Source organism: Rhizobium sp. PRIMUS64 (genome assembly GCF_023006465.1).
GTDB classification, from domain to species: Bacteria; Pseudomonadota; Alphaproteobacteria; order Rhizobiales; family Rhizobiaceae; genus Rhizobium; species Rhizobium leguminosarum.
Genome location: NZ_JALBGX010000046.1, coordinates 29,457 through 50,326 on the forward strand (window position 1 = coordinate 29,457; position 20,870 = coordinate 50,326).

General features: G+C 61.0%; 22 protein-coding genes. 4 read left to right on the plus strand and 18 right to left on the minus strand.

Annotated features, from left to right (window positions below; translation table 11 throughout):
* Window positions 1-17 precede the first annotated feature (17 nt).
* The 16 genes from MOV76_RS19080 to MOV76_RS19155 all read right to left on the minus strand — a co-directional run bounded on the left by MOV76_RS19080 (window position 18) and on the right by MOV76_RS19155 (window position 15,686).
* Window positions 18-851 (minus strand): inositol monophosphatase family protein, encoded by an 834-nt coding sequence (locus tag MOV76_RS19080; protein WP_018246967.1) that lies wholly within the window; start codon window positions 849-851, stop codon window positions 18-20.
* Between the two features lie 96 nt (window positions 852-947).
* A complete protein-coding gene (locus tag MOV76_RS19085) occupies window positions 948-1,841 on the minus strand; it encodes a ribokinase (protein ID WP_130654179.1) in 894 nt (297 codons plus the stop codon).
* A gap of 24 nt (window positions 1,842-1,865) precedes the next feature.
* Entirely contained in the window at window positions 1,866-2,513 is a 648-nt protein-coding gene (locus MOV76_RS19090) for a TenA family protein (protein ID WP_018246969.1), read from the minus strand.
* Between the two features lie 2 nt (window positions 2,514-2,515).
* Complete coding sequence (locus MOV76_RS19095) at window positions 2,516-3,358, minus strand: BtpA/SgcQ family protein (protein ID WP_018448981.1); 843 nt, start codon at window positions 3,356-3,358, stop codon at window positions 2,516-2,518.
* A gap of 35 nt (window positions 3,359-3,393) precedes the next feature.
* Window positions 3,394-4,167 (minus strand): glutamine amidotransferase, encoded by a 774-nt coding sequence (locus MOV76_RS19100; RefSeq protein WP_018246971.1) that lies wholly within the window; start codon window positions 4,165-4,167, stop codon window positions 3,394-3,396.
* Window positions 4,168-4,203: 36 nt separating this feature from the next.
* Window positions 4,204-5,283, minus strand: coding sequence for a phosphotriesterase (locus tag MOV76_RS19105; RefSeq protein ID WP_130654178.1), 1,080 nt, complete (start codon window positions 5,281-5,283; stop codon window positions 4,204-4,206).
* Between the two features lie 4 nt (window positions 5,284-5,287).
* Window positions 5,288-6,292, minus strand: coding sequence for an ABC transporter permease (locus tag MOV76_RS19110; protein WP_130654177.1), 1,005 nt, complete (start codon window positions 6,290-6,292; stop codon window positions 5,288-5,290).
* Window positions 6,289-7,110: an ATP-binding cassette domain-containing protein gene (locus tag MOV76_RS19115; protein ID WP_018246974.1), complete on the minus strand. Its 822-nt coding sequence runs from the start codon at window positions 7,108-7,110 to the stop codon at window positions 6,289-6,291. Before MOV76_RS19115 ends, MOV76_RS19110 begins: the two co-directional genes overlap by 4 nt.
* Window positions 7,107-8,060, minus strand: coding sequence for a substrate-binding domain-containing protein (locus tag MOV76_RS19120; RefSeq protein WP_247265065.1), 954 nt, complete (start codon window positions 8,058-8,060; stop codon window positions 7,107-7,109). The genes MOV76_RS19115 and MOV76_RS19120 overlap by 4 nt, the downstream gene beginning before the upstream one ends.
* Before the next feature lie 38 nt (window positions 8,061-8,098).
* A complete protein-coding gene (locus MOV76_RS19125) occupies window positions 8,099-9,121 on the minus strand; it encodes a LacI family DNA-binding transcriptional regulator (RefSeq protein WP_247265066.1) in 1,023 nt (340 codons plus the stop codon).
* A 252-nt stretch (window positions 9,122-9,373) separates the two neighbouring features.
* Complete coding sequence (locus tag MOV76_RS19130; protein ID WP_247265067.1) at window positions 9,374-10,450, minus strand: ABC transporter ATP-binding protein; 1,077 nt, start codon at window positions 10,448-10,450, stop codon at window positions 9,374-9,376.
* A 58-nt stretch (window positions 10,451-10,508) separates the two neighbouring features.
* Window positions 10,509-11,396 (minus strand): carbohydrate ABC transporter permease, encoded by an 888-nt coding sequence (locus MOV76_RS19135; RefSeq protein ID WP_130654173.1) that lies wholly within the window; start codon window positions 11,394-11,396, stop codon window positions 10,509-10,511.
* A gap of 3 nt (window positions 11,397-11,399) precedes the next feature.
* Window positions 11,400-12,308, minus strand: coding sequence for a carbohydrate ABC transporter permease (locus MOV76_RS19140; RefSeq protein WP_131703184.1), 909 nt, complete (start codon window positions 12,306-12,308; stop codon window positions 11,400-11,402).
* Between the two features lie 66 nt (window positions 12,309-12,374).
* Entirely contained in the window at window positions 12,375-13,637 is a 1,263-nt protein-coding gene (locus MOV76_RS19145; protein WP_247265068.1) for an ABC transporter substrate-binding protein, read from the minus strand.
* Between the two features lie 103 nt (window positions 13,638-13,740).
* A complete protein-coding gene (locus MOV76_RS19150; protein ID WP_247265069.1) occupies window positions 13,741-14,640 on the minus strand; it encodes a sugar phosphate isomerase/epimerase in 900 nt (299 codons plus the stop codon).
* An 11-nt stretch (window positions 14,641-14,651) separates the two neighbouring features.
* On the minus strand, window positions 14,652-15,686 hold the full coding sequence (locus tag MOV76_RS19155) for a Gfo/Idh/MocA family protein (RefSeq protein WP_168278630.1): 1,035 nt from the start codon (window positions 15,684-15,686) through the stop codon (window positions 14,652-14,654).
* Window positions 15,687-15,820: 134 nt separating this feature from the next.
* On the opposite strand from MOV76_RS19155, the gene MOV76_RS19160 reads away from it, so the two are divergent.
* The 3 genes from MOV76_RS19160 (at window position 15,821) to MOV76_RS19170 (ending at window position 17,659) form a co-directional block, all read left to right on the plus strand.
* The gene (locus tag MOV76_RS19160; RefSeq protein WP_247265070.1) at window positions 15,821-16,864 is read left to right on the plus strand and encodes a substrate-binding domain-containing protein; all 1,044 of its coding nucleotides are present in this window, start codon (window positions 15,821-15,823) and stop codon (window positions 16,862-16,864) included.
* 103 nt (window positions 16,865-16,967) lie between these two features.
* The gene (locus MOV76_RS19165) at window positions 16,968-17,228 is read left to right on the plus strand and encodes a type II toxin-antitoxin system Phd/YefM family antitoxin (protein WP_018246983.1); all 261 of its coding nucleotides are present in this window, start codon (window positions 16,968-16,970) and stop codon (window positions 17,226-17,228) included.
* Window positions 17,228-17,659, plus strand: coding sequence for a type II toxin-antitoxin system VapC family toxin (locus tag MOV76_RS19170; protein WP_018246984.1), 432 nt, complete (start codon window positions 17,228-17,230; stop codon window positions 17,657-17,659). The genes MOV76_RS19165 and MOV76_RS19170 overlap by 1 nt, the downstream gene beginning before the upstream one ends.
* On the opposite strand, the gene MOV76_RS19175 is transcribed toward MOV76_RS19170, so the two are convergent.
* Window positions 17,656-18,993 carry an LLM class flavin-dependent oxidoreductase gene (locus MOV76_RS19175; protein ID WP_247265071.1) on the minus strand — a complete coding sequence of 446 codons (1,338 nt, stop codon included), beginning with the start codon at window positions 18,991-18,993 and terminating at the stop codon, window positions 17,656-17,658. The genes MOV76_RS19170 and MOV76_RS19175 overlap by 4 nt on opposite strands.
* 320 nt (window positions 18,994-19,313) lie before the next feature.
* Here MOV76_RS19175 and MOV76_RS19180 point away from each other — a divergent pair, with 320 nt between their 5' ends.
* The gene (locus MOV76_RS19180; protein WP_247265072.1) at window positions 19,314-20,531 is read left to right on the plus strand and encodes an SfnB family sulfur acquisition oxidoreductase; all 1,218 of its coding nucleotides are present in this window, start codon (window positions 19,314-19,316) and stop codon (window positions 20,529-20,531) included.
* A gap of 78 nt (window positions 20,532-20,609) precedes the next feature.
* On the opposite strand, the gene MOV76_RS19185 is transcribed toward MOV76_RS19180, so the two are convergent.
* Window positions 20,610-20,870 (minus strand): acyl-CoA dehydrogenase family protein (locus tag MOV76_RS19185; RefSeq protein WP_258719793.1); only part of this gene is annotated, 261 nt, incomplete at its 5' end.

A 20,870-nucleotide genomic window follows, 5' to 3' on the forward strand; every position in this document is an offset into this window, starting at 1 on the left:
GCTCCGAATGCGCCGATTCACGCCTTGCTCTCGAAGCCTTCCAGCAGCCAGGGATGCAGCGCCTTGCTGGCGGCAAGGATATCGCCCCGCCCGTCGACTTCGGCCCCAGAAAACCGGGTGACGATGCCGCCCGCCTCTTCGACCAGCAGCGCCGAGGCGCCGAAATCATGGATCGCGAGCCCGTCCTCGAAGAATCCGTCCAGCCGGCCGCAGGCGACATAGGCGATCGACAGTGCCGCCGAGCCGAGCCGGCGCACACCCGCCGTATTGGCCATCAGCCGTCTGACGGCTTCGAAATATGTCTCTTCCGCAACCGCCTTGACCTGGCCGGGGATCGGCAGGCCGGCGCCGACAAGCACATTCTCGATGTCATCCACATCGGCGCAGCGGATGCGTTCGCCGTTGAGATAGGCGCCGCCGCCGATCTCGGCGCTGAACAGCTCATCCTGCATCGCGTCATAGACGACGCCCATGACGAGCCTGCCGCTTTCGACGATCGAGATGGTCATGCCGAAATGCGGAATGCCCCAGGCGTAATTGGTCGTGCCATCGATCGGGTCGATGTAGATAACAGGCGTTTCCGGCGCGGCCGTGCGGTTGCCGACGGCCTCCTCGCCCTGGATGGCATAGTCCGGGAAGGCCTTCGTCATCTCGTCGACGATGATCCGCTCGACGGCGACATCGATTTCGGTCTGATAATCGCGCGGCGCCTTGGCGAGCATTTCTGCCGACGTTCGTCGCCGCAGCGAGCCACGGGCGGTTTCGCCCGCCTTCAATACCGTTTCTGCAAGCACGACGAGGCGGGACGAGGCGGTCGGGGAAAGACGCGCGGAAATCGAGGGTGATGTCATGAGGAAAGTCCGGATGTAACGGAGGGAATCGCGAGAAGCCCATCCCTTCGCAGAGGCTGATGATGGTTTTATGAAACGCCCGTCACACCGAGCCGGTTATGTCAGGATCGCTTCAAGCTCGGAAATGGTCGGAAACGCCTTTCTGGTTCCATGTCTTGAGACGGTGATAGCCGCGGCCGCGACTGCGTGTTCGATGGCTAGCCGGTCCAGCCGCTGCCGGCGCAGCGCGCAGGATGCTAGTGCTGCGGCCATGAAGGTATCGCCTGCGCCCGTTGTATCCACAACATCGCAGACCTGGGCGGGCACTTCGATGCTGTCGTGCCGGTTCACGAGCGTCGCGCCATCGCCGCCCAGCGTCAGGACGACGTCTCGCAGGCCCCGGCTGAGCAGATATTCGGCAGTCTCCCTGCCCGTCGTTCCCGTCAGGGTCTGCGCCTCGCCCTTGTTGAGGAAGGCGATGTCGATCAACCCCCAAAGATCAGAGAAATAGGAGCGCACCGGCGAGGGATTGAAGGCGGTGACCATGCCGATCGCTCTTGCATGCTCCAGGATCTCGCGGGTCGTCTGGTCGGACAGATTGCCCTGCAGCATCATGAGATCGCCGGTGCCGGCCGTCGAGAGGATCCGCCTGACATCGGAGAGGGACAGGCTCTGCGCCGATTCCGTCGTCGTGACGATGGCATTTTCGCCGCCCGGCAGTCGGAAGATGATCGAGACATCGCTCGATGCATTTTCCATTTCGATCAGTTCGCTCCGAAGCGGTTCGTCCGCGAGGTAATGGCGAATGGTATCGGCCCTCGCATCCCTGCCGACAGGCGCTACCAGCGTTGTCGGAACGCCGCAGCGGGCCATGACGACCGCCTGGTTCGTGCCCTTGCCGCCGAGATCGCTGCCACCGGCATTGCCGAGGATGGAGGCGCCGATGACGGGAAGTTCGGAAACGGCGATGGTTTCGTCGATGGCGACGTTACCGACTATATAGGCGCGCATGCATCTGCTTTCGCAAGGCTGAAGCTAAAGGTAAGGCGCATCGTGAAAATCGATCTCGAGCTGCATCGCCCGGCCGAAGATCGCGCTGAGCCGCGCTTTTTCATCCTCTTCCAGCGTTTCTCCTGCCATGTCGAGTTCATTCTTCAGCCATTGCGCCTGGGCGGCGAAATTCGGATCGACATGCAGGTCGACCCATTCCTTCAACAGGGGATCGCTGATCGGGCGGTTAGCCGCTTCCTTCGACCAGGTCCAGTACATCCACTCGGCCGCAAACATCGCCGCAACCGTGTCGAGGAAGCCGCCCTGGCGGGCGATCTCCAACATACCGGCGCGAAAGGCCTCGACCTCGGCGATGCCGGTATCGAAGGACGAGGGATCGATGCGGCGGCTGGCGAAGGTGCGCTCGAAATAGGTGATCTGCTCGTTGGCAAGCGCGTCGAGAACCGCGATCAGCCAGCGCTTCTGCGTCATCGTCCTGGCGGTCGCCGCCGCATAGGCAAAGATCGAAATGGCGCTGTCGACGAAGGCGCCTTCATAGACGAGATAACGCTCGAAGGCCGCCTTGCTCAACGTGTCGTTTTTCACATCTTCGACGAAGCGGTGGTTCAGCATCGCGCCAAGGACAGCGTCGTTCTCGCGCAGGATGCGGGCCGAAAGGCTCTCTGCCGCCATACTCAGCCCTCCAGTCCCGGTTCGGCCGCCGCCCGGAAGGTGCGCACGCGCTCGACGTCGACCGGGTTCCACCAGACGCCGCCGTGCTTCAGCGAGGAAGCGACGATGACGCCATTGGTGCGGCTCAGAATATCGACGATATTGTCCTTGTTGACGCCGGAGCCGACGAGCAGCGGCAGGTGTGTCGCCGCGCCGATTTCCTCGATCTCCTCCATCGTTGCCGAATTGCCGGTCCGCTGGCCGGTGGCGATGACGCCATCGGCATCGAAGAAGGCGAGATCACGCGTCAGCTCCTGGATCGAGCGGTCGGCGACGATGGCGTGGCTGCCATGCTTGACGTGGCTGTCGGCGAAGACCTTGATGTGCTCGGCCCTGAGCAGCGAGCGGTAGCGCATGGCTTCGGCCGCCCTGCCCTCCATGAAGCCTTCATTGGCGACATAGGCATTGGCCCATTGATTGACGCGGATGAATTTGGCGCCACCGGCCGTGGCGATGGCGAAGGCCGGGATCGGCGCGTTGGCCAGCACGTTGACGCCGAGCGGAATGCCGGCCGCGCGCGCGATCCGGTCGGTGACAACAGACATGAAGCCAGTCGTCTCGGGGCCGATATCCTCGGGCTTCGAGAACGGTACATCGCCATGATTTTCGATGATCAGCCCATGCAGGCCGCCTTCCACGCAGGCTTCGGCGTCGCGCATGCACGCGTCGTAAATCGCATCCATCGCAGCACCCCGGTAGCGCGGCGCGCCCGGAAAGGCCGGGCAATGGATCATGCCGATCAGGACCTTGTCCCTGCCGAAGATGTCCCTGATGGCGTTGGACGGCCTGTCCGAAATTTCCTGCATGTCATTCCCTTTCCAATTCCCGCCGCGTGCTGACATCACGCCTGCTTTTCCGTGAGCCAGCCGAGGATGTTCTTCCAGAGCCGGCCATAACCTTCCCATTCGCAGAAAGCGGGCGACAGCCAGTGCGGGCCGATATCCGACGTCCAGGCCGCCGTCCGCCCAGTGCCATGCGTGCCGACGACGAGCAGCGGATGGCCGCCCTGATCCTCAGGCAGGCGCGCGACGATCTCGACATCGGCACGGTCTCGCACTTCGACCTCGTTGACGCCGAGAAGCACCGGCCAGGCGCCTTCAAGGCCCTGCATTGTCGGATGCTCCGGCTTCACCACTTCGGCAACAGTTCCCTCGGGAATTTCGACGCGGTCGTCATAGGGCAGGCACGTGACGGGCAGCGTGTCTTCGACGGGGGTGCGCCGCCAGCGGGCCTTGCCGTCGATGCCCTGGAAGGAGAAGTAGCCACCGACCATCAGCAGGCCGCCGCCCTTCTCCACCCACGCCTTCAGAAGCTTCAGCCGGTTCGGCACGGTGCGCGAATGCAGCCACACATCCGGGGGCAGCAGCAGCGAATTGGCGCCGATATCGGAGAGAATGATGGCGTCGTAGGCGTCGAGCCCGGTCATCTCAAAGGGGAATTTCTCCACCGCCTCGTGCGCCGGCATATAGGTGAGCTCGAAGGCGCTGCCGGCGAGCGCCTTCACCAACGGTTCGGCGCCAAGATGGAAGGTGACGCTGCCGAACTGGTCGAAGCCTTTGTAATGCGTGGCGGAGCTGACCCAGCTCTCGCCGACAAGGAGGATTTTTTTTGTCATGGTCTGCCGTACCTGTGATCGATTGAATGGATGGAGCTAGGCTCCGGCATGAAAGACGCGGCGCGGATTGCTGCGCATCATTTCGTCGAGAACCGTCTTGTCGAGGCCGTGCCGCTGAAGACGGGGAAGGAAGTGGCGAAGGATATAGGCGTAGCCATTGCCGCCGTAACGCGTCAGCATCATCTTCAGAAAGACATCGTGCGACAGGAGAATCCGGTCGAGATAGCCGGCCTCGACGAGACGCACGATCGCGCGCGCCGCCTCCTCGTCGCTCGGGCACTGCACCTGCTGGTCGGCATAGAAGAAATCCATGCCGATCATGTCGTATTCGATGAAGGCGCCGCGCGCGGCCAGCTCGCTTTGATAGGCGATGTCGTTATGCGACGGGTTCATGTGGCAAAGCACGGTGTGGCGGAGATCGGCCCCCTCCTCCGCCACCACGTCGAGCACGCGGTGACCGAGGCGGAACCAGCCCGGCAGATGCACCATCAGTGGAAGTCCGGTCAGCACCTGCGCGCGTGCGGCACCGCGCAGCGATTTCTCCTCCTCGGCGGTGAAATCCGAGGAGACACCGATCTCGCCGATCAGGCCGATCCTGACGCCGGTGCCGTCGACGCCTTCCTTCGCCTCGCGGACAATTTCCCGTGCGATGTCATCGACGCTCATTGCCGCGACGCCGTCCGGATGTGAGGAGCCGAGGTAATAACCCGCCCCCATCACGATGTTGAGACCGGATGCTTTCGAGATGCGCTGGAGCGCCAGGGGATTTCGGCCGATGCCCTTGCAGGTTGGCTCCACCACAGTGCGGCCGCCCGCCGTGGCGAAATCCTGGAGCTCGGCGACCGCCAGATGTTCGTCGTCGAGCGTGATATTGTGCTTGTTGACGAAGGGGTCCTGCCTGAGTTCGCCGAGGATCTCCATGCAGACGAAGCTTTCCGCGAGATATTGCCGTTCCGGCGTCTTCGGCGCATGCCACCAGCAGCGGCAGTCGTTGAGGATATGCTCGTGCATCAGCGTCACGCCGAGCGCATCCGCCGAAATCGGACCGGTGACGGTCATCACCTTACCGGATCGGATATGCGCTTCGGACAGGCTCTCTGCTGTCTGCTCGCTCATCGCTTCATCCTTTCCTGCCCAGCCGGAAATGGAAATTGGCCGTGAAGATGCGCGTGTTCAGCCAGATGGCAACGAGGATAATGGCACCGGTGACGATCTGGGTGAAGAAAGGCGATATGTGCATCAGGATCAGGCCGTTGCCGATGACGGCGATGGTCAGCGTGCCGAGCACGGTGCCGAGGATGGTGCCGCGTCCGCCCATCAGCGACGTTCCACCGAGCACCACGGCCGCAATCACCTGCAGCTCGAAACCGACGGCGGCATTGGACGAGCCGGAGCCGAGACGAGCGGCAATCAGCAGGCCGGCGACGGCGCAGGCGATGCCGGAGATGATATAGACCGATGCGATAATCCATTTGGCAGGCATGCCGACACGCCGTGCCGCCTCTGCATTGGAGCCGACCGCCACGACCTGCCGGCCATATTTGGTCGCGGTGATGACGACGTAACCGAGAATGGCGATGACGACGGCAATGACCGCAGGGATCGGGAAGCTGAGGATTTCGCCCCGACCAAGCGCGAAGAAGCCCGGCGCATCCTTGATCGGGATGGAATAGCCCTGGGTCAGATAGAGCGCCAGACCGCGCAGGATCGAGAGGCCGGCAAGCGAGACGATGAAGGCGGGAATGCCCTGATAGGCGATAAACCAGCCCTGAACCAGCCCCATGAAGCCGCCGAGCACAATCATGCCGATGACCACGGACGGCCAGGGAACACCCATCGCCATGACGATCGCCGCGACGGCATTGACGAGCGCGACCTGTGAGCCGACCGAGAGATCGATGCCGCCGGTGATGATGACGAAGGTCATGGCTATGGCAACGATCAGGATGGGAGCGGCCTGCCGGACGATGTTCAGGATATTGCCAAGCGTGAAGAAGGTTTCGCTGCCGATCGAGAAGAAGATCATGCAGGCCAGGAAGAAGATGGCGATCGACAGGACTTGCGCGTGTTCGCCGAGGAAATCGGCGATGCGCGAGCCATGGCCGCGTTCCGTATAAGCCGTCATTGCCTGGCTCCTTCACCGACGATCAAATGGACGAGATCCTCGAGGTTGGTGCTGCCGATCTGCCGTTCGGCCACTTTCGTGCCCTCGTACATCACCGCAATGCGGTCGCAGACCCGGAAGAGATCCTGCAGCCGGTGGGTAATGAGGATCACCGAGACCCCGTTCGCCTTGACGCGGTTGATCAGGGCCAGAACCGCCTCGACCTCGGCGACGGCAAGTGCTGACGTCGGCTCGTCCATGATCAGCACCTTCGGCTTGAAGGAAGCGGCGCGTGCAATGGCGATCGCCTGACGCTGCCCGCCGGAGAGCTGGGCGACCTTGCCGGTCAGTCTCGGGATGCGGATTTCAAGCGAATCCAGCATCTTGCGGGCTTCGGACAGCATCGTCCTGGTGTCGAGAAACGGCCCGCGGCTGAGTTCGCGGCCCAGGAAGAGATTGCCGACAACATCGATATGGTCGCAGAGGCTGAGATCCTGGAACACCATTTCGATGTTTCTGCCACGCGCATCCGCGGGGCCGGAGAAGCGAACCTCTTCGCCTTCCATGGTGATGGTGCCGGCATCGGGAATGTAGGTTCCCGAGATGATTTTCGTCAGCGTCGATTTGCCGGCGGCGTTATCGCCGACAAGGCCCAGGCATTCGCCGGGGAAGATGTCGAGATCGACGCCGCGCAGGGCCTGGTGCGAGCCGAACGACTTGCGGATACCGCGCAGCGAGATGCGCGGGTCGGATCGGGTGCCGCCGGATGTTCCGGTTCCGGAGGGTGCGACCCCTCCGGAACCGGCGGCAGCGATGTCACGCTGTCCGCTTTCGATCATTTGAAGACGGCCCGGTACGGCTCGACATTCTCCTTGGTGACGATGGTGATCGGCACCGAGATCGTCTTGGTGACGGTTTCGCCGGCCGAGGCCTTGACGAGCGCGTCGACGGCGGCACCGCCCATTGCAGCCGGATCCTGCTGGACGACGGCGACGACGAAGCCGGCATCGATGCCGGCAATGGCTTCGGCAGTCAGATCCCAGCCGAACACCTTGATCTTATCCTGCTTGCCTTGGCTCTGGACAGCGGCGATCGCCCCCATCAGGGCTGGCTCGCCGGTGGCGTAGATCGCGGTCAGATCAGGATTGGCGGTGATCAGGTTTTCAGCCGCCGCAAGAGCGTTGTCCTGGATGTTCTGGCCATCGACGACGCCGGCTATTTCAATGCCGTCGACGCCTTTCAGGGTCTTCTCGAAGCCCTCCTGGCGGATGTTCTGGATGAACGAATTCAGCGCGCCGACGACGCCAAGCTTGGCCTTGCCGCCCATGTTCGCCTTGACGTAGTCGAGGAAGTATTTGCCCATATCGGCTCCGGCCGCGGCATTGTCCACGCCGATCTGCGCCTTCTGTGGGCCATCAGGCAGGATGGCGTCGATGGCGACGACAGGAATGCCGGCATCGGCCGCCTGCTTGACCGCCGGCATGATGCCGTTGACGTCGATCGCCACGACGGCAAGACCGGAGACCTTTTCCTGGACGTAGGTTTCGATCGCGCTGTTCTGCGCGGTCGTCTCGTTGTTAGCGTTGAAGATCACCAGTTTGACGCCGGCGGCATCGGCCGCCTTCTGGGCGCCCTCATTCATCTGATTGAAGAAAAGCGCCTGCTGGTTGATCTGGACTAGCGCGACAGTCTTCTTTTCCTGCGCCGCGGCGCCGGACAGGCCGATGAAGGTCAATGCCGTAAAGCCGGCGGCGGCGATCATCGTTCGTCTTGTCAAATTCAGTGTCATGTTCTCATCCTCTTTTGGTTTTTTGACGTTGCTGATTATTATTTCGCAGGCGGCGCAACGGAGTTCCGCACCACGATTTCGACCGGCACGAGCTCTTCCGAAGCGGATGGTTTCCACTCGTGCCAATTGGTTTCCAGAAGCAACTCCAGCGACCGCCGGCCGATCTGGCGCACTGGCTGGCGGATGGCCGTCAGCGGCGGTGCAAAAAGATGAAGCGGACCGACATCGTCGAAGCCGATGACCGAGATGTCATCGGGGATCGACACGCCTCGGCTTCTGAAGACCTCGACCAGCCCGATGGCGATCTCGTCGGAGCTGGCGAAGATCGCCGTCGCCTTTCGGTCGCCGGAGAGATAGTCGAGCGCAGCCGCACGGCCGTATTCGATCGTATATTCGCCGGCATAGCGGTCGGCCCGGGCCTCGTCGCCATGCCGTTCGCTGAGCGCCTTCAGCAGGCCGTCATAGCGCCTGCGGGCGCTGATCATGCGCTCGTCACCGCCGATGAAGAGCACATGGCGATGGCCTTGCTCGGCCAGATGCTGGCCGGCGAGATAACCACCCTGCTCGTTGTCGCAGAACAGCTTCGGCGCCTTCGAATCAGGAATGTCCTCGTCGACGATGATGACCTTGCCGCTGCCGTTGATCAGCGCGGCAAGCGCGCCATCGTCGGGGTGGTTGGTGACGAAGATCAGGCCGTCGACGTGATTGCGTTCGATCAACTGCAGATATTCGATCTCGCGCCCTGGCCGGTTGAGGGTGGCGTGCAAGGAGACCGCGAGCTTTTTTTCATCGGCCGCCTGCTCCACGGCGGCGACGAGGGTCGCGAAGAAGGGATTGGCGATATCGGGCACGACGAGACCGATCGTATCCGAACGCCCCCTGCTTAACCGACGCGCATGCGGGTTCGGCCGGTAGTTCAGCGTCTTGATCGCATCCTCGATGCGCTTCTTGGTCTGAAAGGGAAGATCGAGACTGCCGTTGACGAAACGCGACACTGTCGTGACCGACACGCCAGCGGCCGCCGCAACATCCTTCAAGCTTGGTGTCGTTCCCTTGGCCATTGGCTGGACCTAATGTAAAGCGGTTTAGTAAAGCGCTTTACAAGACAATATCGATTGCTCGCCGTTGTCAACAGCGTTGATCGTGCGGGATTTGTTTTTCTTGCGATCCGATCGAAGCTCGACCGGACAGGCCCTCAGGCGATCGTTGGGCCGAGCTTGTCGCGCCAGTCGCCGGTCGTGCTTTCGAGATCTGGCTCGACGGCGTCACCCGGTTCGATTTTATGACACTTCCAAGCCGACAGGCTGCTGCCTTTATATGACGTGATCCGTCGAAGTGTCGAAGAGATGGATCTGGTCCGGATCGACCGAAAGTCCGATCATGTCTCCTGCCTTGACCCTGTCGCGGCGCGTCTCGACGATCGTTAGCTCCGGCTGGGTCTCCGCGACGATGAAGGTCGAGGAGCCGGTCGATTCGACGAAGGCGATCGGCACATCGAAGCTGCCATGTCCGGGCTCGACGACGCCGATATGTTCCGGCCGGATGCCGGCGATGAGCTTACGTCCGGGCTCGATGGCGCGTGATATCGCAAGCGTCTGCTTCACCGCGCCGAAATCCAGGATCAGGCTCTTGCCGCCTTCCGCGGCAATCGCGGGAATGAAATTCATCGCCGGCGAGCCAATGAAACCAGCAACAAACCGGTTCGCCGGCCGGTCGTAGAGGTCGAGCGGCGCGCCCTGCTGTTCGATGATGCCGTCGCGCATCACCACCACGTGATCGGCCATCGTCATGGCTTCAATCTGGTCATGGGTAACATACACCGAGGTGGCGCCCAGCCGGTCGTGCAGGGCGCGGATTTCCTTGCGCATCGAGACACGTAGCGCTGCATCAAGGTTGGAAAGCGGCTCGTCGAACAAGAAGGCCTGGGGGTTGCGGATAATGGCGCGGCCCATGGCTACACGCTGCCGTTGGCCTCCCGAAAGCTGGCGCGGATAACGGTCGAGCAGCCGGGAAAGACCGGTGATGACAGCGACTTCCTCGGCTTTCTGTTTTGCCTCAGCCTTGGGGACGCCGTGCATTTTCAGCGAATAGGTCAGGTTCTGTTCCACCGTCATATGCGGATACAGGGCGTAACTCTGAAAAACCATGGCGATATTGCGCGCCCGCGGCGGCACGTCGTTCATCACCTCGCCGGCAATCTTCAGCGTGCCGCCGGTAATTTTTTCCAGCCCGGCAAGCGAGCGGAGCAACGTGGACTTGCCGCATCCGGACGGACCGACCAGCGCCACAAACGTGCCCTTGGGAATTGAAAGGTTGACATTCTTAAGCGCGTGAAAGGCGCCGTAGTGCTTCTCGATGCCCAAGAGTTCGATCTGGATGTTCTGGCTCATGCCGAAAACCTTGCTGGTCCCCAACCGGGACCGATTGGATGGCCAAGGGTTAAAATCATCATTTGACTGCCCCGGCGGCGATACCGCGCGTTAGCGTGCGTTGGAAGATCAAGAAGAAGATCACGGTCGGTATTATACCCAGGAAAGCCGCCGAGGCCTGCAGCACAGGGTCCGACATATTCTGACCGCGGGTGAGGCCCATGGCGACCGAGACCGTCTGGTTGTTGTTGGACACCAGCATGACGAGCGGGATCAAGAATTCGTTCCAAGTCCAGATGAAAAAGAAGGTTCCCAGGACCATGAGTGTCGGCCGCAGTACTGGGACGACAACGAACCACAGCGTTTTCCAGTGGGTCGAACCATCCATCTCGGCCGCTTCGAGGATTTCCTTGGGAAAGGTACTCAGCACGGTCGAGAGCAGGTAAGTCCCGAAAGCGCTTTGCAGGACCGCGAAAATGATGATCACGGAAAGCTGCGTATCGTAGAGACCGCTCGCTTTCGCCATGTAGTATAGTGGGTAAATGATTGACTCCTGCGGCACCATAATGCCCAGAAGAAAGACCACCAAAATCACGCGCGAACCCGGCACCTTGCCGACCCCAATCGCATAGGCGTTGAACAGGCTTATCAGTACCCCCAACACCGACACAGCGAGACTGATCACCACGCTGTTGAGCAGCTTGCGGCTGAAATCAGACACCGTCCAAAATTTCTCGATCGCCGTGAGATCGATCGACCGGGGAATCGATAGCGGTCCGCCGATCGCGTATTCGGCACTCGCCTTGACGGCGTTGAGCAGAGCAAGGAAAAAGGGAAAGAGCGTAAAGGCGAGGAGTAGAATAAGGATAGCCAGCACCACCCACCGCATCGGATCGCGTCGCGCGCGATCGGCTGCCGCCGTCGCCTTTGCCTTGGTCGTACCATCGCTGAGAACTGAGTAAGCCATGATCTACTCCTTCGACTCCTGCTGGCTCTGGAAGCGTAGGAAAATGACAGCCAAAGCGATCGTCAGAGTCGTTTGCACGACCGCGATGGCTGCGGCATAGCCGACGCGCTGTGTGGTGAAGAAGTGGTAGTAAGTCAGATAGGATGGTACAAGCGTGGCATTGTCGGGGCCGCCGGCGGTGATGACAAAGATTGGCGCAAAGACTTTAAGCGCCGCGATCAGCGTGGTCAGCACAACGACGAAAATCTCCGGCGCCAGGAGTGGAATGGTGATCGTCACCAGCCGGCTCCACCAGTTTGCCCCATCGAGCTCGGCAGCCTCGTAGAGAGAAGGGTCGATGCGCGAAAGACCGGCCATGAAAACCACCAGACAGTAGCCGACCTGTATCCAGACAATGACGAGCGAGACGGCAGCAAGCGCGTATGTCGCATCACCGATCCAGTTCTGTGCGAGATTTTCAAGGCCGATGGCCTTTAGCGTGATGTTGATGACACCTACGGGATTGAGAATCCAGCCCCAGAGGACGCCCGCGACCGTTACGGGAAGAATCTGCGGTAAGTAAAAACCGGCCCTGAAAAAGCTCGAGACCCATTCCCCGAATTCGTCCCTGACATAGTCGAACAGCAGAGCGGCCAGCACTAGGCCGATGCACACCGGTATCACGGTCATCGAAACGATGAACAGCAGCGTGTGATACATCGATCCCCAGAATTGATCATCCGTCAGCAGGCGATGATAGTTCTGCAGGCCGACCGGTCGTGGCGTGCCGACGCCTTTCCATGCCGTGAAGCTCAGCCCGAGATTAGCAAGCTGCGGAATGAGTACGATTAGAATGAAGCCGATCGTCCCCGGAATGAGATAGAGGCTATAGCCTCGTGAACTGTCGCTCGATCGCTGGCTGGATATGGCCATATCATTCTTCCTTCAGCCTCCCATGCTGGGCTGCGCCTTCGGCGCAGCCCATCGTTCAAGGTCGCGCTACTGATTTTCCTGCGTGTCGTCGTAAACCTGCTTGATCTGTTCGACGAACTGCTCCGCAGTAAGACTGCCCTGGAAAAGACCGGTGTCTTTCTGGTTGAGCACGTCGTAGTAGCCGGGAACCGGCCAGTCAGGATAGAAACCGAGGCCGCTTTTGTCAGAGATCTGCTTGAAAACCGCTGCGGCGTTCTTACCAATGGGGTTGGTGATGACGGAAAGATCAGCGGCGATCGGCACGCCGCCGGCATTGCCGAGTTCAGCTTGGTATTTCGGCGACAAGGTCAGGCTGATCCACTCGGCGGCGAGATCGGGATTCTTGCTACCCTTGGGAACGACCCAGAGATTGCCTGTCGAGCCGACCGAATATTTCGGCGTCGGAATGACGAACTGACCCCACTTGAAGTCCTTGATGGTCGAGGCGAAGGTACCGAGATTCCAAGTGCCCGAGACGTACATCGGCGCCTTGCCGGAGGTGAAGAGCAGAGCCGCATCCGGGTCCTTCATGCCCGTGGAGTCCTTTTTGATATAGCCCTTTGTGACCCAGTCGAGCAATGTCTGCGCCGCATAGAGGTAGGGCGCGCCGTCGAGGGGAGCCTTCAAACCCTGATAATTCTGGACCCAGGCGTCATCGGCCTTGGTATAGGCGAGAGAGGCTAGCAAGTGCTGGCCACTGGTGTCGATGGCGCCGAGCGCGAGGGGCGTGAGACCCTTCTGCTTGAATGCTTCCATGTCAGCGACCCACTCTTCGAGCGTCGTCGGCGGCTTGAGGCCTGCCTTTTCGAACATGTCAATATTGTAGAAGCACGAAACATATTCGCCGAAGACCGATACGCCCCAAACAGGGCCGGAGCCATAGATGCCCTTTTCGTCATAACGGCTAAGGACAAAATCGCCTTCGTTAAGGATCTTGTCCCAACCTTCCTTCTTCACATAGTCATCCAGATTGGTCAGTAATCCCTGGCTTGCAACCAAGCCAGCGGTCGCATTGCCCTTGTTGTACTCGAGCACGTCGGGGGCCTGGTCGGAATTGAGGATCATGCCGCCTGAGGCCTGCAACTGCTGAAAGGTCTTCTGCTCGAAGCTGACGTTGATGTCCGGATGTTTCGCCTTGAACTCCTCGAGCGCTTTCTTCCAGACAATGCCCTGAGCCGTGGTCGGCTCCTCGAACCACCAGATCTTGAAGGTCTTCTGTTCGGCATGGCCGACCGATGTCATCAGCATCGCCGTGCCGAGTGCTAGCGCAAGTCTTGCAATTCTTTTCATGCTTTCCTCCCAAAAAAGCGGCTGCGCCGCGAAAAGACCACGTTAGTCAGTCATGGCGCCCCCCGGGCCTCCCAGCCCGGCGGCGCCCACCTTAGGCGGTTGATCAGGGATCAACAATGAAATCTCCGCCCCGGCATTTCCTTAGATAGTTGAGCCCGTGGGCCTGGCCAGTCATTTCGAGTTCGTCGCGATAGACCGGGTCGTGCCAGCCTTCGATGTCGATCGAGCCGGACCAGCCGGCAAGGCGCAGCTCGGAAATGATGTCGGTCCAGTTGCTGTCGCCGAAGCCCGGCGTGCGCATGAAGACGAACTTCTCCTTGCCGAAGATGCCGTGTTCCTTGATGACCTCCCAGCGAATGGTCGCGTCCTTGCCGTGGACATGGAAGAACTTGTGCGCCCATTTGCGGATCTGCGGCAAAGGGTCGATCAGATAGACCATCTGATGGCACGGTTCCCACTCCAGCCCGATATTGTCATCCGGCGTCTCGTTGAAGATCAGTTCCCAGGCATCGGGATTATGGGCGATATTCCAGTCGCCGGTCGCCCAGTTGCCGTCCATGGCGCAATTCTCGAAAGCGATTTTGACGCCCTTGTCGGCGGCGCGCTTGGCAAGCTCGCTCCAGATCTGCTTGTAGCGAGGCAGGCTGTCGGTCAGCGGCTTGCCGCGGATGCGCCCGGTGAAGCCGGCAACGCAGGTGGCGCCGAAGTGATGAGCATTGTCGATGCAGTGCTTCCAGCCTTGCAGCGTCTCAAGGTCGATTGCGGTCTCTTCAAGCGGATTGCCGAACATGCCGAGCGTCGAGATGGTGATGTCGCGGTCGCCGATCGCATCGAGGCAGCGCTTGCCGAGTTCGGCAAGATCCTGGCCTTTGGTCGTCTGCCAGAAGAAGGGTTCGAAGCTTTCGAAGCCCATGTCGGCGATCTCGCCGATGCGGGTTGCGGCATCGCCCTTGTTGCCGCTGACCATGGTACCGATACGAATGGATTTTGCAGGGTTGCTCACGTCACTTCATCCTATGCTGAAATTTCGACGCGCCTGCCCGTCTTGGCGCTTTCGATTGCGCCGAAGACCATGGCAAGGCTTCTGATATTGTCGGAATTGACCGTCTCGGGCTGTTTGCCGGTGCCGATCGCAGCGATGAAGTCGGCGATGACGCTGGCGTGGCCATGGGTTTCCTCGTCATGTTCCGGACCGGGAACGTTTACGGCGACAGAGCCGTGCAAAAGGCCGGGCTCTTCGCCGGCAACAGTCGCCTTGAAACTCTCTTCGCCATCCCAGGTGAGCATTCCCTTCGAACCGACGAGACGCCACTGGCTCTCCCAGCTGGTGCGCTCGCCCTCGGCGCACCAGGAGCCGCGATAGGTGAACACGATGTCGTCGGAAAATTCGAAAATGGCGTTGGCCGAGGCGCCGTGCCGGTACCACGAACCCTTTGGATTGCGCTCGACACAATAGACGGCGAGCGGCTTCCTGTCGGCAACGTAGCGCGCCGCATCGAAGGTGTGGATCGCCATGTCGAGAAGCAGGACGTTGTCCATCTCTTCGCGGAAGCCGCCGAAATGCGGTGCCAGGAAGAAGTCGCAATGGATGCCTGTGAGGTCGCCGATCGCGCCGCTGTCGACGAAACGACGCAGGCGCCTGACGCCTGATATGAAGCGACGGTTCTGGATGACGGCGTGGATGCGGCCGGTCTCGGCGGCAAGATTGACCAGCGCAGCGCCCTCGGCAAGCGAGGCGGCCATCGGCTTTTCGCTGAGCACATGGCAGCCGGCCTTGAGTGCCGTCGAAACGACGTCGTAGCGCGCAGCCGGAATGACGATGTCGAAGACCAGGTCGGCCTTCGTGGCCGTGATGACGTCGGACAGGTCCGAACCGATGACGGCGCCATCAAGGCCGAACTCCGCGGCAAGCTTTTCCGCCGTCTCCCGGTTCAGGTCGACAAGGCCGACGATGGTGATGGAGTCGGCCAGCAGAGGGTTGGAAGCGATGGCTCGCAACCAACCTTTGGACATAGCTCCGCACCCGCACAGAATGGCACTGAATTTCACGATTTCCTCCGAGGGAATGGCGCCAACTCCTGATGACACGCACTCCGTAAACGTTTACGACTGTATGCGGAAACATTTTACCGTGTCAATAGAGGCGAAATGCGAAATTGCAGACTGAAAGAAAAACGCGGCCGATGAAGGGGATTCGCCAGCTTGCCGAATACCTGGATATCTCGATCGGCACGGTGTCCCGTGCGCTGAACGGCAAGCCCGATGTCAATGAGGAAACCCGCCGGCGGGTGCTGGCGGCGGCCGACGAACTCGGCTACGTCGCCAACCAGTCTGGGCGGAGCCTGAGGCAGGGGGAGACGAAGGTCATCGGGCTGATGATCGAATCTAGCAAGGAAACGGTCGAGAACGCCGACAACTTCTTCCTCGGCGTCACCAGCGGCCTGCAGAGCGTCCTTGCCCGCCACAAGCTCGACCTCATCATGTTGCCCTGCCCGAGCGACGAGGACCCGCACGAATATCTGAAGCGGATGGTGGCGCGGCGCATCGTCGATGCGATGATCATCTCGGACACGCAGCGCGTCGATCGGCGCATCGACTTTCTGTCGCGGGCGAAGATCCCCTTCGTCGCGCTCGGCCGCAGCCTTTCGGCCAGCAATTTTCCCTGGATCGATCTCGATTTCGAGGGCGTGGCCGACCATGCCGTCGAGCGGTTGATCGCGCTGGGACATCGCCGGATCGCAATCACTGCGCCGTCGAGCGAGGCCAACCTCGGCTATCTCTTTATCGAAAGCTATCGCCGCGCGCTCGAGCGGCACGATATTCCCTTCGACCCCTCGCTCGTCATCCGCGTCAAGTCGAGTGAACAGGGCGGCTATCAGGCGGCTCACGAGCTGCTGCTCCTCGAAGAACGGCCGACGGCGGTGATCCTGATCTACGAGCTGATGGCGATCGGCCTTTATCGCTGCCTGATGGAATCGGGCGTCATGCCCGGCCGCGACCTTGCGGTGATCGGCTTCCGCGACGCTCCGCGCGCACGGTTCCTGCAGCCCTCGCTCAGCTGCTTTCGCATGTCGCTCTACGATCTCGGCGTCGAACTCGGCCGGATGCTTCTCGCCAACATGCCGGTCTATCGAGAGTTTTATCCAGGCGACGGGCGCAACATTATCTGGCCGCTCGAACTGATGGCGGGCGAAAGCGACGCGTTTCGGGTTGGGGTCATGGCCTGAGCGCGATCGGCTTGCTTCCGGAAAGCAGAAAGCGAGGCCGTCCATTTCGGCGATCTTGTAAATCGAGCCGGATGTAGTATATTTCTTAACAAATGTAGTATGGATGATTTCGATGAAAATGTCCTTCATGACCAGTGCCGCCTTCAATCAGAATCCGAGCAAAGCGAAGAAGGAGGCGAGCGAGCAGCCACTCGTGATCACCGATCACGGTGAGGCAGCCTACGTGCTTGTCAGCTATGCCGAATTCCAGGCGAACTGGAAGGCGCCCAAGACCCTTTTTGCGGCCCTGCGCGATCCGGGGGCCGATGAAAGAGAGTTCGAACCTGAGCGGCTGAACTTCGACAACAGGACCGTCGAGTTCTAATGGCATTTCTGCTCGACACGAATGTCATCTCTGCTGCGCGAAGGGTCGAACGGCAGGCGGCGGAATTCCAGAACTTCATGAAGGAGTTTTCGGTCGCCGATGCCTATCTCTCGGCGATCACCATTATGGAAATCCAGTTCGGCATCCAGCGCGAGCGGGCAAAGGATCCTGGTTTCGCCGAGGATCTCCGCCGCTGGATGGATGAGATCGTGCTTGCCGAATTCGCCGAACGCATCCTGCCCTTCGATGCCGCAACGGCAAGCCGGGCCGGCCTGCTGCCGACCCCGGACAAGCGCCCCTCCGCCGATGCGATGATCGCCGCCACCGCGCTGGAGCACGAGCTGAAACTGGTTACGCGCAATGTCGCGCATTTCATCCCGCTCGGGATCGAATGCATCGATCCCTGGCGCTTTGCCGGCCTGCAAACCTAAGCACCAGCAGCAAAGAACCGGTTCTCCGGCCGCGGCAATCCGAGATGCTCGCGCAGTGTCGTGCCTTCGTATTCGCTGCGGAACAGGCCGCGGCGCTGAAGCTCGGGAACCAACCGTTCGGTGACGTCGAGGAGACCCTGCGGCAGATAGGGAAAGACGACGTTGAATCCGTCCGAGCCTTCCTCGTCCAGCCAGCGCTCCATGTCGTCGGCGATACTTGCCGGCGTGCCGACGAAGGCAAGGCCGGCATAGCCACCATAACGTTGCGCCAACTGACGCACCGTCAGATTTTCCTCCGCCGCAAGCTTCAGCACCTGGGCGCGGCCGGTCTTGCTGGCATTGGTGTCGGGAATATCGGCCGGCAGCGGTGCGTCGGGATCGAAGCCCGAAGCGTCATGGCCGAGCGCGATCGAAAGCGAGGCGATAGCGCTGTCGTAATGCACCAGGCTGTCGAGCGTGGCGCGTTTGGCGCGGGCCTCCTCGATGCTGTCGCCGACGATGACGAAGGCGGCGGGCAGAATCTTCAGATGGTCGCGGTTGCGGCCGACGGCTTCCATGCGGCCTTTAATATCGGCATAGAGCGCCTTGCCGGCGGCCAGATCGCGCGGCGAACAGAAGACCATCTCGGCGGTCTCCGCGGCAAGCTGGCGGCCAGGGTCCGACTGGCCGGCCTGGACGATGACGGGCCAACCCTGCGGCGGTCGGGCGATATTGAGCGGCCCACGCACGCTGAGTTCGTCACCCTTGTGGTTCAGCACATGCATCTTTGCCGGATCGAAGAACAGGCCACTTTCCCGGTCACGGATGAAGGCATCGTCGGCGAAGCTGTCCCAGAGCCCGGTTACCACGTCGTAGAATTCCCGGGCGCGATGATACCGCTCGCCATGCTCCACATGTTCGTCGAGGCCGAAATTGAGCGCGGCGTCGGGATTCGACGTTGTGACGATGTTCCAGCCGGCGCGGCCGCCGCTGATATGGTCGAGCGAGGCGAAACGCCGGGCGATATGATAGGGCTCGTCGAAGGTGGTGGAAGCGGTGGCGACAAGGCCGATGCGCTCCGTCACCGCTGCCAGCGCTGATAGCAATGTGAAGGGCTCGAAAGAGGTCACGGTGTGGCTGCGCCTCAGCGCCTCGACCGGCATGTTGAGCACGGCGAGGTGATCGGCCATGAAGAAGGCGTCGAATTTTGCCCGCTCCAGCGCCTGCGCGAAGGATTTCAGATGGGCGAAATTGAAATTGGCGTCGGGATAAGAACCGGGATAGCGCCAGGCGCCGGTATGCAGGCTGACAGGACGCATGAAGGCGCCGAGGCGCAACTGCCGTGAACGGGTCATGAATTTCCTCATGGATCGGGCAAGGCGGTCGCCCTGCCCCGCATTGGGCGTTCTTTCTGACCGGCGCGGTGACGCACCTGACATCGACTACGTAGGAGGTCGCCGTCGTCAAATCGAGACCGAAAGCGCCAGTTCTGGGCAGGATTTTTATCGCTTCCCAGGCAACCGCGTCGCACGAGTGCCGGACCGCAACACTAATCGCGGCGGTCTAAGCCTGATAAGCAAACACTTTTCATTTTCCATCGCATCTATAGAATTTGTGCTCTTATCTCGACGCTTAATTTCTTTCACCGATAGGCTCGTCAGAATTGGAGACATCGATGAACACCGTGCTGAGGCAAGCAGATCAGATCCGGCCCGTGGCCGACCGTATCGGCAGCGATGATGAGGCGATCGCCACCGCCCGCAGACTGGCGGCGCAATTTGCCGCACGCGCAGCCGAGCGCGACGCCGACCGGATCCTGCCGTTTACCGAACTGGATCTTCTCGCCCAGTCCGGCCTTCTGGCGATCACCGTGCCAGCGCAATATGGCGGGCTCGACGTCTCCAACGCCGTGCTTGCCGAGATCACCGCGATCCTGTCCGAGGCGGATGGTTCGATCGGCCAGATCCCGCAGAACCATTTCTATATTCTCGAGGCGCTCAGAACCGACGGTGGCGAGGAGCAGCAGCGTTATTTCTTCGGCCGGGTGCTGGCCGGCGATCGTTTCGGCAATGCGCTTTCCGAGCGCGGCACGAAGACGGTCGGCCACTACAATACGCGCATCACCCGCGACGGGCCGGGTTACCGGATCAATGGCCGCAAATTCTATTCGACCGGCGTCCTCTTCGCCGACTGGATCACCATTTTTGCGCTCGATCCGGAGGATCGGCTGACCATGGCCTTCGTGCCGAAGGGCACCGAAGGCGTCGAGATCGTCGACGACTGGGACGGCTTCGGCCAGCGCACCACTGGCAGCGGCACGACGATCCTCGACAATGTCTATGTCAGCGCCGATTCCGTGGTCTTCCATCACAAGGGTTTCGAGCGGCCGACGACGATCGGTTCGGTCGGTCAGATCATCCATGCCGGCGTCGATCTCGGTATCGCACGGGCGGCCTTTGCCGAAACGCTTGATTTCATCAGGACGAAATCGCGCCCGTGGATGGATAGCGGTCTTGACCGCGCCTCAGACGATCCGCTGACGATCGCCAAGGTCGGCCAGATCGCCATCCGGCTGGAAGCCGCAACGGCTCTTGTCGAGCGCGCCGGCCACAAGGTCGATGCCGCGCAGGTCGAGACGACGGAGGAAAAGGTGGTCGCGGCGACGCTTGCGGTTGCAGCCGCCAAGGTGCTGACGACCGAAGTGGCGCTCGAGGCCGCAAACACGCTTTTCGAGCTTGCCGGAACCTCGTCGGTGCAGGCCGGCCTCAACCTCGACCGCCACTGGCGCAATGCCCGCACCCACACGCTGCACGATCCCGTGCGCTGGAAATATCACGTCGTCGGCAACTATCACTTGAACGGCGTGACGCCGCCTAAGAACGGCGCGCTCTGAAGCTTCTATCCTCGCAAACGAAAACCCCATTGCCGGCGTCGGCAATGGGGTTTTTGCTTTTGATGGAAGGTGGCCACCTCAGCTATAGAGGCTGACCTCGGGTATCCTGTCGTTCAGCACGAACTCTCCGACTTCCTTGGCTTTATAGAAGACCGGATCGTGCAGTGTATGGGTGCGGACATTGCGCCAGAACCGGTCGAAGCGATATTTATCGGCCGTCGAGCGCGCGCCTGTCAGCTCGAAGACGCGCGAGGTGATGTCGAGCGAGACATGGGTGGCGTGGACTTTGGCGGTATAGGCTTCCGCCGCCGCCTCGCCGCGCTCGCGCGCCGTCACGTC